The sequence below is a fragment of the Nonomuraea sp. NPDC049607 genome (assembly GCF_040675375.1).
GTDB lineage: Bacteria > Actinomycetota > Actinomycetes > Streptosporangiales > Streptosporangiaceae > Nonomuraea.
Genome location: NZ_JBFAOV010000001.1, coordinates 265,333 through 279,551, shown reverse-complemented (window position 1 = coordinate 279,551; position 14,219 = coordinate 265,333). Strand labels below are relative to the sequence as shown.

11 protein-coding genes are annotated in these 14,219 nt (G+C 70.5%); 7 read left to right on the top strand and 4 right to left on the bottom strand.

The window, feature by feature from the left end; all coding sequences use genetic code 11:
- Positions 1–12: 12 nt before the first annotated feature.
- Both AB0J97_RS01365 and AB0J97_RS01360 read right to left on the bottom strand, forming a co-directional pair.
- The gene (locus AB0J97_RS01365) at positions 13–870 is read right to left on the bottom strand and encodes a PrsW family glutamic-type intramembrane protease (RefSeq protein WP_364083061.1); all 858 of its coding nucleotides are present in this window, start codon (positions 868–870) and stop codon (positions 13–15) included.
- Positions 867–2,210 (bottom strand): hypothetical protein, encoded by a 1,344-nt coding sequence (locus AB0J97_RS01360; protein ID WP_364083058.1) that lies wholly within the window; start codon positions 2,208–2,210, stop codon positions 867–869. The genes AB0J97_RS01365 and AB0J97_RS01360 overlap by 4 nt, the downstream gene beginning before the upstream one ends.
- Positions 2,211–2,440: 230 nt before the next feature.
- On the opposite strand from AB0J97_RS01360, the gene AB0J97_RS01355 reads away from it, so the two are divergent.
- From AB0J97_RS01355 to AB0J97_RS01345, 3 genes are all read left to right on the top strand, one after another.
- Positions 2,441–2,659 carry a hypothetical protein gene (locus tag AB0J97_RS01355; RefSeq protein WP_357692853.1) on the top strand — a complete coding sequence of 73 codons (219 nt, stop codon included), beginning with the start codon at positions 2,441–2,443 and terminating at the stop codon, positions 2,657–2,659.
- Positions 2,660–2,668: 9 nt separating this feature from the next.
- Complete coding sequence (locus AB0J97_RS01350) at positions 2,669–4,168, top strand: SPFH domain-containing protein (protein ID WP_357692851.1); 1,500 nt, start codon at positions 2,669–2,671, stop codon at positions 4,166–4,168.
- 107 nt (positions 4,169–4,275) lie between these two features.
- Positions 4,276–4,923 (top strand): hypothetical protein, encoded by a 648-nt coding sequence (locus tag AB0J97_RS01345; protein WP_364083054.1) that lies wholly within the window; start codon positions 4,276–4,278, stop codon positions 4,921–4,923.
- Between the two features lie 3 nt (positions 4,924–4,926).
- Here AB0J97_RS01345 and AB0J97_RS01340 read toward each other — a convergent pair whose 3' ends face one another.
- Together AB0J97_RS01340 and wecB are read right to left on the bottom strand one after the other, a co-directional pair.
- A complete protein-coding gene (locus AB0J97_RS01340; protein ID WP_357692847.1) occupies positions 4,927–6,963 on the bottom strand; it encodes a glycosyltransferase in 2,037 nt (678 codons plus the stop codon).
- Between the two features lie 54 nt (positions 6,964–7,017).
- The gene (wecB, locus tag AB0J97_RS01335) at positions 7,018–8,148 is read right to left on the bottom strand and encodes a UDP-N-acetylglucosamine 2-epimerase (non-hydrolyzing) (RefSeq protein ID WP_364083051.1); all 1,131 of its coding nucleotides are present in this window, start codon (positions 8,146–8,148) and stop codon (positions 7,018–7,020) included.
- 176 nt (positions 8,149–8,324) lie between these two features.
- Between wecB and AB0J97_RS01330 the strand changes: the two genes are divergently transcribed.
- The 4 genes from AB0J97_RS01330 to AB0J97_RS01315 all read left to right on the top strand — a co-directional run bounded on the left by AB0J97_RS01330 (position 8,325) and on the right by AB0J97_RS01315 (position 14,204).
- Complete coding sequence (locus AB0J97_RS01330) at positions 8,325–9,878, top strand: glycosyltransferase family 4 protein (RefSeq protein WP_357692843.1); 1,554 nt, start codon at positions 8,325–8,327, stop codon at positions 9,876–9,878.
- Positions 9,879–9,993: 115 nt separating this feature from the next.
- Entirely contained in the window at positions 9,994–11,256 is a 1,263-nt protein-coding gene (locus AB0J97_RS01325) for a nucleotide sugar dehydrogenase (protein ID WP_357692841.1), read from the top strand.
- 19 nt (positions 11,257–11,275) lie between these two features.
- Entirely contained in the window at positions 11,276–12,364 is a 1,089-nt protein-coding gene (locus tag AB0J97_RS01320) for a glycosyltransferase (RefSeq protein ID WP_357692839.1), read from the top strand.
- A gap of 43 nt (positions 12,365–12,407) precedes the next feature.
- Entirely contained in the window at positions 12,408–14,204 is a 1,797-nt protein-coding gene (locus AB0J97_RS01315; RefSeq protein WP_364083046.1) for a DUF4434 domain-containing protein, read from the top strand.
- Positions 14,205–14,219: the final 15 nt, after the last annotated feature.

The window sequence follows — 14,219 nt, the reverse complement described above, 5'->3', positions numbered from 1 at the left end:
TGATTACCGTGATTATTGGGGCCTGATCTCGGTCTCCCGGCGGGCCGCGTGCAGCACCCGCCAGAGCCAGACCAGCGCGACCAGCGAGATCACGATGAGCCCGGCCCAGTTCACCAGCGTGTACACGTGCACCTGCCACTCGCTCACGTGCGGGACCCGGCCGATCCGCAGCAGCTCGAACTGCCAGGCCCGCCCGGTCAGGACCAGCGTGATCGCGATGGCGATGGCGCTCATCGAGTCCCAGAGCGCGTGCAGCAGCGAGACGCCGAGGTAGCACCACACGACGTGCCCGGTGAGGCGTCCGTGGGCGGCGAACAGCACGCCGCCGAGTATCGCGGTCCACAGGCCGTGGCCCACGGGGGCCAGGATGCCCCTCAGGATCTCGGTCTCGACGAGCTGCGCCAGCGACAGGCCGTCGGCGGTGAACAGGGCGTTGAAGGCGTAGCCGGAGCTCTCGAAGGCGGCGAAGCCGAAGCCGACCGTCGCGCCGAGCACCACGCCGTCCTTGGCCGAGCGCCGGACCGCGTGCCGGGTGACGTACATCAGCGCGGCCAGCTTCACGCCCTCCTCGATGAGGCCGACCAGCGCGTACATGAGGAGCGAGGGCCTGATCAGCCAGCTCTCCAGCAGCGACGCGCCGAGCACCCCGAGCACGCCGCCGACCACGAACGCCCTGAACTGCAGCTCGACCGTGACCACCGGCGAGCGGTCGCGCCCGTGCGCCCACACCACGAACGTCACCGGGATCAGGAAGCTGCCGAACAGCACGACGGTCGGCACGAGGTTGGAGTTGGCCGTCCAGGCCGTGACGGCGACCGTGGCTGCCCACAGGACCAGGCCGCCCAGGAAGACCCGCAGCCAGGGCCTCACGCGGTGAGTTCCCGCACGGCCCTGCGCGCGGCCACCACCGCCGCGTCGGCGCCGGCCGCCGGTTCGGTGTCCGACCCGGCGATGGCGATCCGCCCGAACCGCCTGCGGGCGACGTCGGCGGGGTAGGGGCCGTCGGGGTGGAAGGGGTGCCAGGGCCGGCAGTACGCCACCGGCCGCCCGTGCCCCCAGCGGTGGACGGTGATCGCCTCGATGCCCGTCCGGGGGCCCAGCAGCCGCGTCACCTGGTCGCGCACGCCGTCCGCCAGCCGGTCGTACGGCGTCGCCATCATCTCCCGCCTGCCCGCAGCCGCCCCCGCGACGGGTCCCAGCTCCGACAGGCAGGGCGTGGCCAGCAGGCGCAGCCCTTCGGGAGCGGGCTCGCTCAGGCACCAGAACGCGCCCGTCCACCGGGTGCGGCCGGTCGGCGCCCGTCCGCCGCGCAGCCGTACGGTCGCCTCCAGGACCGGCAGCCGGGCCGCCTGGCCCAACGCCCGCCGCTGCTGCTCGGGCAGGTCGGGCACGAGGTGCGGCACGACCGCGCTCCAGCAGGCCATGATCACCGACTCGGCGCCGACGGTCCTGAGCCGATGCCCGTCGAAGTAGGCGACGACCACGGACGCGTCCCCGTGCCGCACCGACACCACCGGGCTGGACGGCCGCAGCGACGCCCGCCCGGCCCTGAGGCTCCCGGTCAGGGGCCCGGCGGCCGAGGCGTACCGCGAGGGCTTGTCGAGCCCGAGGCCGCCGAACCCCGGATATCCGGCGGCCCAGGCGTCCACCGCGCCGAGCGCCCGGCCGTCGTAGGCCCGCTCGGCGCACGGCAGCGTCCGGCAGAAGCGTTCCGCGTCGGGGTGCGCGCCGCAGACCTCCAGCAGGAACCGGGAGTAGGTCAGCCCGGCCAGGCGCTCCTGCTTGTCCTCCTGCGACAGGCCGGGGAACCAGTCGGGCGGGTCGTCGCGCAACCTGCGCAGGTCGCCGACGGCCCGCGCGGGCAGCGGCAGGTCCTCCAGCCGGCCGGCCGGGACCAGGGTGTCGGCCCCGAAGCTCTCCCTGTCGCACATCACCCGTACGGCCGGGCGCGCGTCGAACCCCGCCGGGCCGCCGTGCTCACCGGGGTCGCGATTGTCCAGCACGAGCACGCGGGCCCCCGGACGCCCGCGCAGCCACTCCTCGGCCGCGCTGAGGCCGCTGCGACCGCCGCCCACCACCACGAGGTCGTAGCTCTCGCCGGTGGGCTCGGGCGGGCCCGCGTGCCGCCAGAAACGGCCGTCGCGCAGGGCGTGCGGCACGGCGACCGCCTGAGCGGTGTCCCCGCGCAGCCCGCCGGCCGGCTCCGTCACATTGACAACGGCTTTCGCCGCCGAGCATCCCAGAGCGCTCACCGTTATCCCGTCGAACAAGTCCCGGCGGGAAATGGGCACATCCATCCCGAGGTCGCGCGGATTCATGCTCATGAGGGCGATCATCGGCACTTCGGCCAAAAGCCCCACAGGGGCGCGCAGCGGTTCGAGAAACATTTTGCGTGGCCTATTACCGCGAATGCCCATTTGGAGTAGCGTCCGGAAGAGAAGTGAGCGGGGGGAGCGCGGTGGTCGGCAAGCAGGGCAGGGTCACCGGAAAGATCGGCCCTGGGCTCGTCGGCGAGGTCATGGTCCCGGTCAGGGGCGGGGTGGAGGCCTTCTACGCCCATCCCAGCGTGCCCGACGAGGAGTTCGGCCTCGGAACCATCGTCGTCGTGGTGGAGTACTTCCCCCCGCGGACGGTTTACGTGGCCAGAGCACTCGTCTAGGGAGGGCCGATGTCCCCCGAGGTCTTCATCGTCGCCGCAGCCGTGGTCGTCGCGGTCGTCATCGTGATCCTGCTGTTCAAAGCCGTCTGGCGGGTCGCCGAGCCCAACGAGGCGCTGATCATCTCCGGCCTCGGGGCGCGTCGGCGCGGCGAGGGCGTCGACAGCCTCGGCTTCAAGATCATCACAGGGAAGGGCGCGGCCGTGCTCCCCGGCTTCCAGGCCGCCCGGCGGCTGCGCCTGGACACCAGGGCCGCCAACCTCCAGGTCTCCTGCGTCACCCAGCAGGGCATCCCCGTGCACATCCGCGGCGTGGTCATCTACAAGGTCGGCGACGACCTGTCCTCGATCGCCAACGCCGCCCGCCGCTTCCTCGACCAGCAGGACTTCATGACCAGCGCGATCCACGAGCTGTTCACCGGGCACCTGCGCTCGATCATCGGCAACCTCACCATCGAGGACCTGATACTCAACCGCGAACGCCTGACCAGCGAGACCAGGGCCTCGGCCGCCGACGAGATGAGCAAGCTCGGGCTGATCGTCGACTCGCTGCAGATCCAGGAGATCGACGACGAGACCGGCTACATCGCCAACCTCGGCAAGCCGCACGCCGCCAGGGTCGCCGCCGTCGCCCGCATCGCCCAGGCCCAGCGCGACCAGGAGGCCACGGAGGCCGAGCAGATCGCCGAGGCGAACAAGGCCGCGGCCCAGCGTGACGCGCAGATCAAGCGGGCCGCCTACCAGGCCGAGATCGACCGGGCCCAGGCCACGGCCCGGCAGTCGGGGCCGCTGTCGGAGGCCAGTGCCCGGCAGGAGGTCGTCGTCCAGGAGACCAGGGCCGCCGAGCTGGAGGCCCAGCTCGCCGAGCAGCGGCTCCAGTCGCAGGTGCGCAAGCCCGCCGACGCCAAGGCGTACGAGACCGTCACGCTGGCGCAGGCCGACCGGGACGCCCGGATCGCCCAGGCCCAGGCCGAGGCCCAGGAGACCGAGCTGCGCGCCGGCGCCCAGGCGAGCCAGGTCAAGCTGGCCGCCGCGGCCGAGGCCGAGTCCGTACGGCTGCGCGGCGAGGCGGCCGGTGCGGCCACCAAGATCGCCGGTGAGGCGGAGGCCCAGGCCGCCCAGGCGCGCGGGCTGGCCGAGGCGCAGGCGGCCAGGGCGCTGGGCCTGGCGGAGGCCGAGGCGATCAGGGCGCGGGCCGAGGCGCTGAAGGAGAACCAGGAGGCGGTCATCGCCCAGCAGCTCGCCGAACGCTGGCCGGAGGTCGTCGAGGCGGGCGCGAAGGCGTTCGGGAACGTGGACCACATGGTCGTGCTGAACGGCGCCCAGGGCGTGGAGGAGCTTCTGGCCAAGGCGCTCACGCTCGGCGGCACCGGGCTCGGCCTGGCCAGGGCGCTGCTCGACGGCGGAGGCCGGAACGGCGCCGAACCTCGGAACGGCGCCGAACCTCACGGACGAAGCGGGAACGGCAGCGAACCCGAAATCCCTCGCGAACCCGCTGAATCCCGCGAATAGCGACGTTACTCGGCTCCTTACTCGCCGCCTCCTCTAGCGTTTTCCAAAAAGCCGCTAGAGCAAGGGGAGAATTCGTGCTTAAGGCTATTTCGGGGGTATGTCTGAGCATGATGGTCCTCGCCGGATGTTCCTCCGGCGAGGCCGGTGACCAGGCCGCCGGGTCGGCGCAGCCCTCCGCGTCCTCCTCGGCGGTGGAGGCCGCCAGGTTGCGATCCGCCCTGCTGCCCGTGCCCAAGGGCATGCGCATCGCGTACGGGCCGGAGATGGGGGCGTTCGGCTCGCTCAAGTCCACCCAGGAGGGGCTGGCCGCCATCCAGCAGGCCAAGCTGGAACGTCCGGAGTGCGCCGGGGCCGCCCAGCTCGACGCGGCCAAGCCGGAGGTCGCCCGCGCGCCCGCCGCCGTGATCGCCTTCTCCGCCGCGCGCGGCTCGATCACGCAGGCCGTCGTGTCGATGCCGGAGGCGTCGATGCCCGCGCCGCTGCCGCCGCAGTGCGCCCTGTACAAGGCGACCGTCGAGGGCGCGGACGTGACCTACCGCACCGAGAAGCTGGCCATGCCGGCCAAGGGCGACGAGTCGCGGGCGTACCTGACGACGGCCTCCGGCGGCGACAAGCGCGCCCAGATCGGGTCGGTCGTGATCAGGCGGGCCCACCTGATCATGAGCATGCTCGTCGTCGGCCAGAAGGTGAAGGCCGCCGGCCTGTACGAGCTCGCCCGCCTCGCCGACCAGAACCTGGCCCGCGTCACCCGCTGAGTCTCAGATGAGCACGTGGTCGTCCGGGCGGCCGACGAAGGAGAACTGCGCGTTGCGGGTCAGCTTGATGTGGTCGGCCTGCCAGGTGTGCATGGAGGCGTCGGCGCTGCGCCAGTAGACGAAGTTGAAGCGGTCCGCCGAGTAGATCTTGACGGAGTCCTCCTTCAGCCGGCGTACCAGGTGCGTGTCCTCCCCCCGCGTGATGTCCGCGAAGCCGTACGAGCGGAACATGTCCGCCTTGCCGAGGAACGTGCCGCCCTGGACGAGGAAGGAGTACCGGTGCTCCAGGCCGGGCAGGCGGAGCATGGTGGTGTTGCTCCCCTCGAAGTACGCGTAGTGCGCCCCCTTGCCGACCAGCTCGGCGTCGGAGTAGTCGAACGCGCGCACGAGGTCCGACAGGTAGTGCTCGCCGTAGAGGTTGTCGTCGTCCATCTTGGCGATCAGATCGCCCTCGGCGGCGGCGATGCCCAGGTTCATGCAGGCGCCGAGTGAGAGCTCCGGGGCGGCGGGCAGGACCACGACGTCCGTGATGCCGGCCATGCGCGCCTTGTCGGCCACGACCACCGGGTCGATGTCCAGCCCGTGCAGGACCATGATCAGCTGTAGCGGCCGGTGCAGCTGCCGGGCCACGGACGAGATCGCGTGCTCGATCTGCGCGGCCCGGTTGGTCGGCAGCACGACCGAGATCGAACGCGACCGGGGCGCGGTGGCGTGGCCGAGATTCTGCAGGATCTGGTCCACCCGGTGCGAGAACAGGTGCTTGTCGAAGACCTCCCGCATGGCCAGGTGGCCCATCCTGGCCCGCAGCTCGGGGCTGTTGATCAGGTGCAGCACCTGGTTGTACGACTCGACCGGCTCCCGCGCGATCGGGATCAGCCCGCCGAACGTCTCCTCGATCGCCCGCGACCACCCCGTCACCACCGGGGTCGCGCACGCGGACAGCTCGAAGACGCGGCGGGCGCACATGGTCGGCGAGTCGAGCACCGAGTTGACGTTGAGGAAGACCTTGTACATCCGGTACGCGGCCAGCATCTGGTCGTAGGGCAGCTCGCCCACGATGTGCGGCCGGTACTTCTCCGGCCAGGCGTACTTCTCGTCCACCTCGCCGTTGCGGGCGAAGATGTGCAGGCCCAGCTCGCGCACCGGGTCGAGCACGGTCTCCATCTGCTCGCGGCGCTCGGGGTGCTTGTCGCGGAAGTACATGCCGGCGAAGACGACGTCGTGCAGGCGGCCCTGCTTCTGCTGGATCGGGTTGTGCACCCGCGGCTGGGCGGCGAACTGCAGCACGTCGACCCGGTCGTGGCCCAGCACCTCGCGGTACTTCGGCACCATGTCGCCGTCACAGGTGAACACGTAGTCGAACAGCTTGGCCGTGTCGATGAAGAAGTCGAAGTTCGGCGGGTCCTCCTTGTTCCAGAAGACCGTCGGGATGCCCTCGGAGCGGCACCAGGCGACCAGGTCGCGCAGCGGGTCCTTGGGGGCGTTCGTGCCGGTCATCTGGTAGCGCCAGCGGCCCTGGTTGCCGTGCCAGGCCGACTCGCAGAACAGCAGGTCGGGGCGCTTCTCGGCGAAGATCTCCGGCCAGTCCTTGAGGCCGAACTCGATCTGGTCCCACTCGTACCTGAAGGCCATCCTGGAGAAGTCGTCCAGGATCACCGCGACCTTGAGGTCGGGGCGGTTGACCGGGCCGAGCGGCCACTTCGCCGTGGGCACCTCGACCAGCGGGGGCCGGTGGTTGGCCAGCTCGACGGCCTCGGTGACCGGCATGGGCGGTTTGGGGGCCCTGTCCTTCGACCTGACCGCCTCGACGATCTTCCCCGGGCTCTTCGAGCCCAGGGCCTCGCCCAGCTTGAACGTGCGCTTGGCCTGGGTGGCCTCCAGCTTCCAGCCGGCGTACGCGGCCTTGGCCTCGGCGATCTCCAGTCGCCGCCGCAGCTCCCTGACCTCGGTCTCGTACCGCTCGACGAGCTTGCGCTCCTCGGGCAGCCAGTTGACGGGACCCAGTCGCTGGAATGCGGGGGGCTCAGGGTTTTCGGCCATGGTGATACGCCTATCGCTCAGCGGAGGTATGTCATAGTACGGCGGATTCAGCCGCTATTCGGGGCGTTTGGCCTGGGAAGCAGGGGAGAGGTTGTCGCCCTTCAGCCACGCCGCGATCACCGTCGCGATGCGCGGACCGGCCTTGCCGTCCCACATCGCCGGCAGCTCGCCGGCCGGTGTGGCGGCCCCGTCGGCGAGCGCCTTCTCCGCCGCTGCGGGCAGCAGCGCGGGCGTGACCAGGCGGTTCGTGCCGTGCGTGATCGTGATCGGCCGCTCGGTGTTGGGCCGCAGCGTCAGGCAGGGGACACCCAGCATGGTCGTCTCCTCCTGCACACCGCCGGAGTCGGTGACGACCAGCGCCGCGCCCCGGACGAGTGAGAGGAAGTCCACATAACCCAGCGGCTCGATGACCTTGATCGTGTCACCGTCCACCAGGCCCGCCTCGGCCAGCCGCGCCTTGCCGCGCGGGTGCACCGGCACCACGACCGGCGTCCGCCGCGACACCTCCAGCACGGCCTCGACCAGCTCCCTGGCGGCCTCGGCCGTGTCCACGTTGGCCGGGCGGTGCAGGGTCGCCACGGCGTACCGGGCCGGCAGGCCCAGCCGCGCCACCACGGGCGCCGGGTCCAGCGAGGGCAACGCGGCGAACAGGCTGTCGATCATCGGGTTGCCCACCAGATGCACCTTCGCGGGCGGAACGCCCTCCGACGCCAGGTAGGCCAGGGCCTCGGGCGAGGTGACGAACAGCAGGTCGGCCAGCGCGTCGGTGACGACCCGGTTGACCTCCTCGGGCATGCCCCGGTCGAACGAGCGCAGCCCGGCCTCGACGTGCGCGGTCCTGATGCCGAGCTTGGCGGCGACCAGGATCGCGGCCAGCGTCGAGTTCACGTCGCCGTAGACCACGACGAGGTCGGGCTCCTGGGCGACGAAGACGTCCTCCAGGCCCACGAGCAGGGCCGCGGTCTGCCTGGCGTGCGTGCCGGAGCCCACCGCCAGGTTGGCCACCGGCTCGGGCAGCCCGAGGTCGGCGAAGAAGACGTCCGACATCAGCGCGTCGTAGTGCTGCCCGGTGTGGATGATGCCCTGCCGTACGCCGAGTTCACCGAGTGCACGCACCACCGGGGCCGCTTTCACGAAATTGGGACGAGCACCCAAAACGTGCAGGACCAGGGGGTTCTCCCTCATTGACCTCGCCTTTCATAGCGGAAGGGAAAAAACGCTGCCTATGGTACGGTCCCAGCGTGGCATCCGACGCCAGTCGTCAAGACTCCTCCAAGGTTTCCGCGAAGTCCGCCCGGGCCGGCGTCGGGGGACTTCTCAAAGGCTTCGTCCAGCACCCCGTCATCGTTTCCCGCGTCGTCGTGACGAAGGTCAAGTCCGACCCCGTCCGCGTGGCGCAGGCAGCCGCCGACGCGCTCCCGCCCAAGCTCCGCCCGATCGTCGGCAGCGTGGCCTGGCCCGCCGCCCGTGGCGCCCGGCGCATGGTCCGCAAGCTCGGCATGCGCATGATCAAGGCGCCGTGGAACGAGGCCAAGGCCCACTGGGACGCCGGCCGGGTCTCCGAGGCCGCCGACGTGCTCGACGCGCACACGAAGTACCCCTTCGTCAAGCGCAGGGCCGCCTACTACCGCGGTGAGCTGGCCGCCATCAGCCCCGACCCGATCCCGCCCGCGCCGAAGATCGCCATCGGTGAGCGCGTCGCGGGTCGCGTGCTGCACCTGGTCACCAACGCGCTGCCGTACACGCAGGCCGGTTACACCGTGCGCACCCACCGGATCGTCTCCTCCCAGAAGGCGGCCGGGCTCGACCCGCACGTGGTGACGAGCTGGGGCTGGCCGATGCTCCAGGGCCACGCCGACGCGCCCCCGCACGAGGAGATCGACGGCATCCCGTACTACCGCCTGCTGCCCGACGGGCACGGCGAGGTGCCGTTCGAGATGCGCGGCCGCATGGTCAAGGGCGCCGAGGGCGTCACCCGCCTGGTCGAGCAGCTGCGGCCGCAGGTCCTGCACGCCGCCACCGACCACCGCAACGGCTCGGTCGCCCACGCCGTCCGCGACCGGACCGGCACCCCCTTCGTCTACGAGGTACGCGGCTTCCTGGAGGAGACGTGGGCCTCGCGCGACCCGATCCGGGTCGGCAGCCAGCGGCACGTGCTCCAGCGCGAGCGCGAGGCGTTCCTCATGCGCGAGGCCGACGCGGTCGTCACGCTGGCCGAGACGATGGCCACGGAGATCGTCGAGCGGGGCGTGCCCAGGGAGCGCATCCACCTGGCGCCCAACGCCGTCGACGACACCCTGCTGTCGGCCCACTACGACGGCGCGTCCTTCCGCGACGCGTACGGCATCGCCCCCGGCGAGATCGTGGTCGGCTCGGTGTCCAGCATCGTGGCCTACGAGGGCTTCGCGACCCTGCTGCGCGCCGCCGCGCTGCTGCGCGACGAGCGCACGCCGGTGCGGGTGCTCATCGTGGGCGACGGCGCCGAGCGGGAGAACCTGCTCGCCCTGGTCGAGGAGCTCGGGCTGCGCGACGCCGTCCTGCCCGGACGGGTCGGCCCCGACGAGGCGCTGCAGGCCCAGGACGCCATCGACATCTTCGCCTGCCCGCGCGAGGACCTGCGGGTCTGCCGGCTCGTCACGCCCCTGAAGCCCGTCGAGGCGATGGCGCTCGGCAAGCCGGTGGTGCTCAGCGACCTGCCCGCGCTGTCGGAGCTGGTCGGCTCCGACGGGGCCGGCCTGCTGGTCCCGGCGGGCGACCCGGCCGAGCTGGCCAAGGCGATCGCCGGCCTCCGCGAGGACCCGGCCAGGCGCTCGGAGATGGGCGAGGCCGGACGGGCCGAAGTCGCGGCGAAGCGGACGTGGAGTCGCGTTGCCGAGACTTATCAAGCTCTATACCGATCGCTTGCCGAAAGATGACCTCCACGTTGCCTGTACGTTGTGACGGGTTCGGTCGCATTAGGCGTGAGCTAGGTGGACTTGAGATAACCTTTGCGACCATGAAGTGTTGTTTCCGGCTCTCGAAGGCACTGCTGTGACAGAAATCGACTTGGCTGTCATCGGCCTGGGCTACGTCGGCATGCCGCTCGCGAAGGAAGCGGTCGCCGCCGGGCTCCGGGTCGTCGGCGTGGACGTGGACCCCCGGAAGGTCGACGCGCTCAACGCCGGGCAGTCCTACATCGATGACCTGACCGACGCTGACCTCGATCACATGCTGGCGAACGGATTCAGCGCGACGCTGGACGAGTCCGTGCTGGCCAGAAGCAACACGATCGTCATCTGCGTTCCCACCCCGCTGGACGAGGACCACCGTCCCGACCTGTCCGCGGTCGAGGGCGCGACCCAGACCGTCGCCCGCAACCTCAGCAAGGGCACGCTCGTCGTCCTTGAGTCGACCACCTGGCCCGGCACCACCGACGAGGTGGCCCGCCCGCTGCTGGAGCAGTCGGGCCTGGCCGCCGGCGTGGACTTCCACCTGGCCTTCTCGCCCGAGCGCATCGACCCGGGCAACCCGAAGTTCGGGCTCAAGAACACCCCGAAGGTCGTGGGCGGCTACACGCCGGTCTGCCGCGACCGGGCGACGGCGTTCTACAAGCAGTTCATCGAGCAGGTGGTGCCGGTCAGCGGCACCCGCGAGGCCGAGATGGCCAAGCTGCTGGAGAACACCTACCGGCACGTCAACATCGCCCTCGTCAACGAGATGGCGATCTTCTGCGACGAGCTCGGCATCAACCTGTGGGAGTCGATCGAGGCCGCGGCCACCAAGCCGTTCGGCTTCCAGAAGTTCCTGCCGGGGCCGGGCGTCGGCGGTCACTGCATCCCCGTGGACCCCTCGTACCTGTCGTACACCGTGCGCAAGCTCGGGTACCCGTTCAGGTTCGTGGAGCTGGCCCAGGAGATCAACGAGCGCATGCCGTCCTACGTGGTGGCCCGCGTCCAGCGACTGCTGAACAGACATAAGAAGCCCGTGAACGGCGCCCGAGTGGTTATGCTCGGCGTCACGTACAAACCGGATATCGCCGACGAACGGGAAACTCCGGCTCTGCCTGTGGCGCGTGCGCTGCTGGAGCTGGGGGCCGAGCTCTCGTTCGCCGATCCGTACGTCAAGGAGTGGTCGGTCGACGGTACTCCGGTGCCACGGGAAGAGAACCTGACCGAGGCCGTGGTCAACGCCGACGTGTCGCTGCTGTTGCAGCAGCACGCCGCGTTCGATCTGGCCATGGTCGAGGCTAAGGCCAAGCTCGTGCTGGACACCCGCGGTGTGCTCACCGAGGGTGAACGCGTCGAGCGGCTGTAGCGACGGAGGGCTGCGCGCAGTGCACGTGCTCGTCATGACGGTGGTGCATAACCCCGAGGACGCGAGAATTCTGCATCGGCAGATCCGTGCCCTCGTGGATGCCGGTCATGAGGTCACGTATGCCGCCTCTTTCACGGCGCACGGGGTCGTACCGCGTCCATGGGTCAACGGGGTCGATCTGCCCAGGGCCGCCCAGCGCAAACGCATGGCGGCCGTCTGGGCTGCCCGGCGGCTGTTCAAGCGCATGCGGAACAAGGTCGACCTGGTCCTGATCCACGACCCCGAGCTGCTGTTCGCGGTCTGGGGCGTGCGCAACCGGCCGCCCGTGGTGTGGGACGTGCACGAGGACACCCCGGCGACGCTCTCGCTCAAGCCGTGGCTGCCCTCGTTCCTGCGCCCGCCGGTGCGCTTCTTCGCCCGCATGCTGGAGGGCACGGCCGAGCGGCACATGAACCTGCTGCTGGCCGAGACCGCCTACGCGGGCCGGTTCAAGCACGCCCATCTGATCGTGCCGAACGAGACGTGGGTGCCGGACTCGGTGACGCCTCCGGGCGACGACCGGGTGGTCTACCTCGGATGGTTGTCGCGGGCGCGCGGCGTGTTCGAGGCCGTCGAGGTGGCCAAGCTGCTCCAGCCGTACCGGGTGGCGGTGGAGCTGATCGGGTACGCCGATCCGCAGAGCCGTCCCATGCTCAACCAGGCCGTCGCCGACGGCCTGCTGGAGTGGCGCGACTTCATGCCCAACGACGAGGCGCTCAAGCGGCTCGACGGTGCGCTGGCCGGGCTGTCGTTGTTGCACGACGAGCCCAACTACCGGCACTCGATGCCCACCAAGATCATTGAGTACATGGCGCACGGCATCCCGGTCATCACGACGCCGTCGCCGCGCGCGGTCGAGCTGGTGGAGCGGTACGACAGCGGGGTCGTGGTGCCCTGGGAGGACCCCAAGGCCGTCGCCCAGGCGGTGCTGACGCTGCGGGACGACGTGCGTGAGCGGCGGGCGCAGGGCGCTCGCGGTTACGCGGCGGCCCGCGCGAACCACCACTGGCCGAACTCTGCCAAGCGGTTCGTGTCCCAGCTTGAGGCATGGGCCGGTATCACGCGATAGCGGTTTATCTCCGGCAGATCACGAGAGCGGTAGGTTCCTGAACGTGCGATGGCTCTTCCTGCTCGTGGGCGCAGCCGTCCTGGCGGTGGTCGCGGTGGTGATCATCCTTTTCCCGTCGTCGTCCGAGCGGCCGGTCGCGTCCTCGTCGAGCACGCCGAAGCCGTCCAGGACGGTGTCGAAGCCGCCGCCGCCGAAGGTCAAGGAGTTCACCGACCCCTGTGGAACGTTCGACACCACCACCAAGAACTTCTACGCCGTCACCGGCTACTGGATCACGCCGAAGTCGAACCCCTGCACCTGGCGTCACCAGCTCCAGGAGATCCACCGCGCCGGCGGCGACACGATCATCAGGATCGGGTACGGCCTGCAGTTCCGCGGCGTCTCCGACACCGGCGAGGTGCTGGCGAAGGACGGCTCGCTCGACCCGCTGTACAAGGCGTGCGAGGAAGACGGCCTGAGCTGCCGCGACGCGCTTGAGCAGGACCTGAGGAAGGCCAACCCCGGCAACCGGGTCGGGCGCACGTACGTCTACCGCACCGACGAGGCGTTCGGCGACGACCTGTTCCGCTGCCCCAAGATGGAACACCGGGTCAAGGTCGGCGACCGGATCTACTACCGCATGGTCACCCCGCCCGACGGCTCCGACGACTCCACCTGCGACTTCAGCAAGAAGGCCACCTCCTACGACATGATCCTGGTGGCCGGCTCGGCCAAGGACAGCCTGAAGGAGCTGCTCGATCTGGCCGACCAGTTCGGCATGCGGGTGTTCCCCGCGCTGCCGCTCGCCCCGCGCGACCCCGCGACGCCGACCAGGGCGAACAAGCGGCACATCGGCACCCTCACCACGCTGACCCGGCGCATCCTCCAGGACTACGGCGTGCGCTTCGCCGACCGGCAGGCGCTGGGCGGCGTCTACCAGCCGTTCGAGGTGCAGATGGGCGCCACGCTGGCCACCAATCCCACCCTTGAGGTGTACGCCGACCAGCACCGGATCGTGGAGCAGGAGCTGGGCAAACCGATCCTGATCAGCCCGTACCTCGACGCCCGCAAGCGGGTCGGCTTCGGCCAGACGCCGGCGCAGGTGGCCGAGGCGTTCAAGGCGCTGGCAAGGACCGGTGTCGGCATCATCGCCCCGCAGGACAGCCGCGGGACGGGCAAGGTCGGCCTGTTCTGGCCGGACGAGCGCGACACCGAGGTGGACGACCGGCTGCGTCCGGTGGTGGGCGAGGCCGCGTACGGCACCGCGTACCACGGCTCGACCCGCGACTACTACCGGGAGATGGCCAAGGCGCGCGACGAGATGCTCCAGGCCGGTCACGAGGTGGAGCTGTGGGCGAACGTGGAGGCGTTCGAGCCGTCCGGCAAGCAGCCGTGCGCCCCGCAGGGCACCCGCGGCCAGACCGACAAGAAGCGCCTCGACCAGGCCGTCACGATGGCCGGCCGGTACGTCCAGAAGATCGTCTCCTACATGTGGAGCGACTTCATGACCTGCGGCGACCCCTCGCTCCAGGACGAGATCGCCTCCGACTGGCAGCGCCCGATCGCCGTGGACGCCATCAGGCGGCCCCGCGACCCCCAGGACGGCGTCGAGGTGCGCGGCTACAACCTCGACGGCAGCACGGTCCTGCTCGAATGGTCCGGCGGCACCAAGGAGCTGGTGGTCTCGGCCGTCGGCTGGCTGGACAAGGACCCGCTGGACGAGCACCCGGCCCGGATGGCGACGGCCTGGGTGCCGTTCGACTGGACCCAGGTGCCGCCCGGGGAATGGGTCAAGATAGGGATCAAGGGGGCGTCGGGTAAGCAGGCCACGACGCCGCTCCACGTACGCATATCCGCATAGGGCAGACGGGACTCC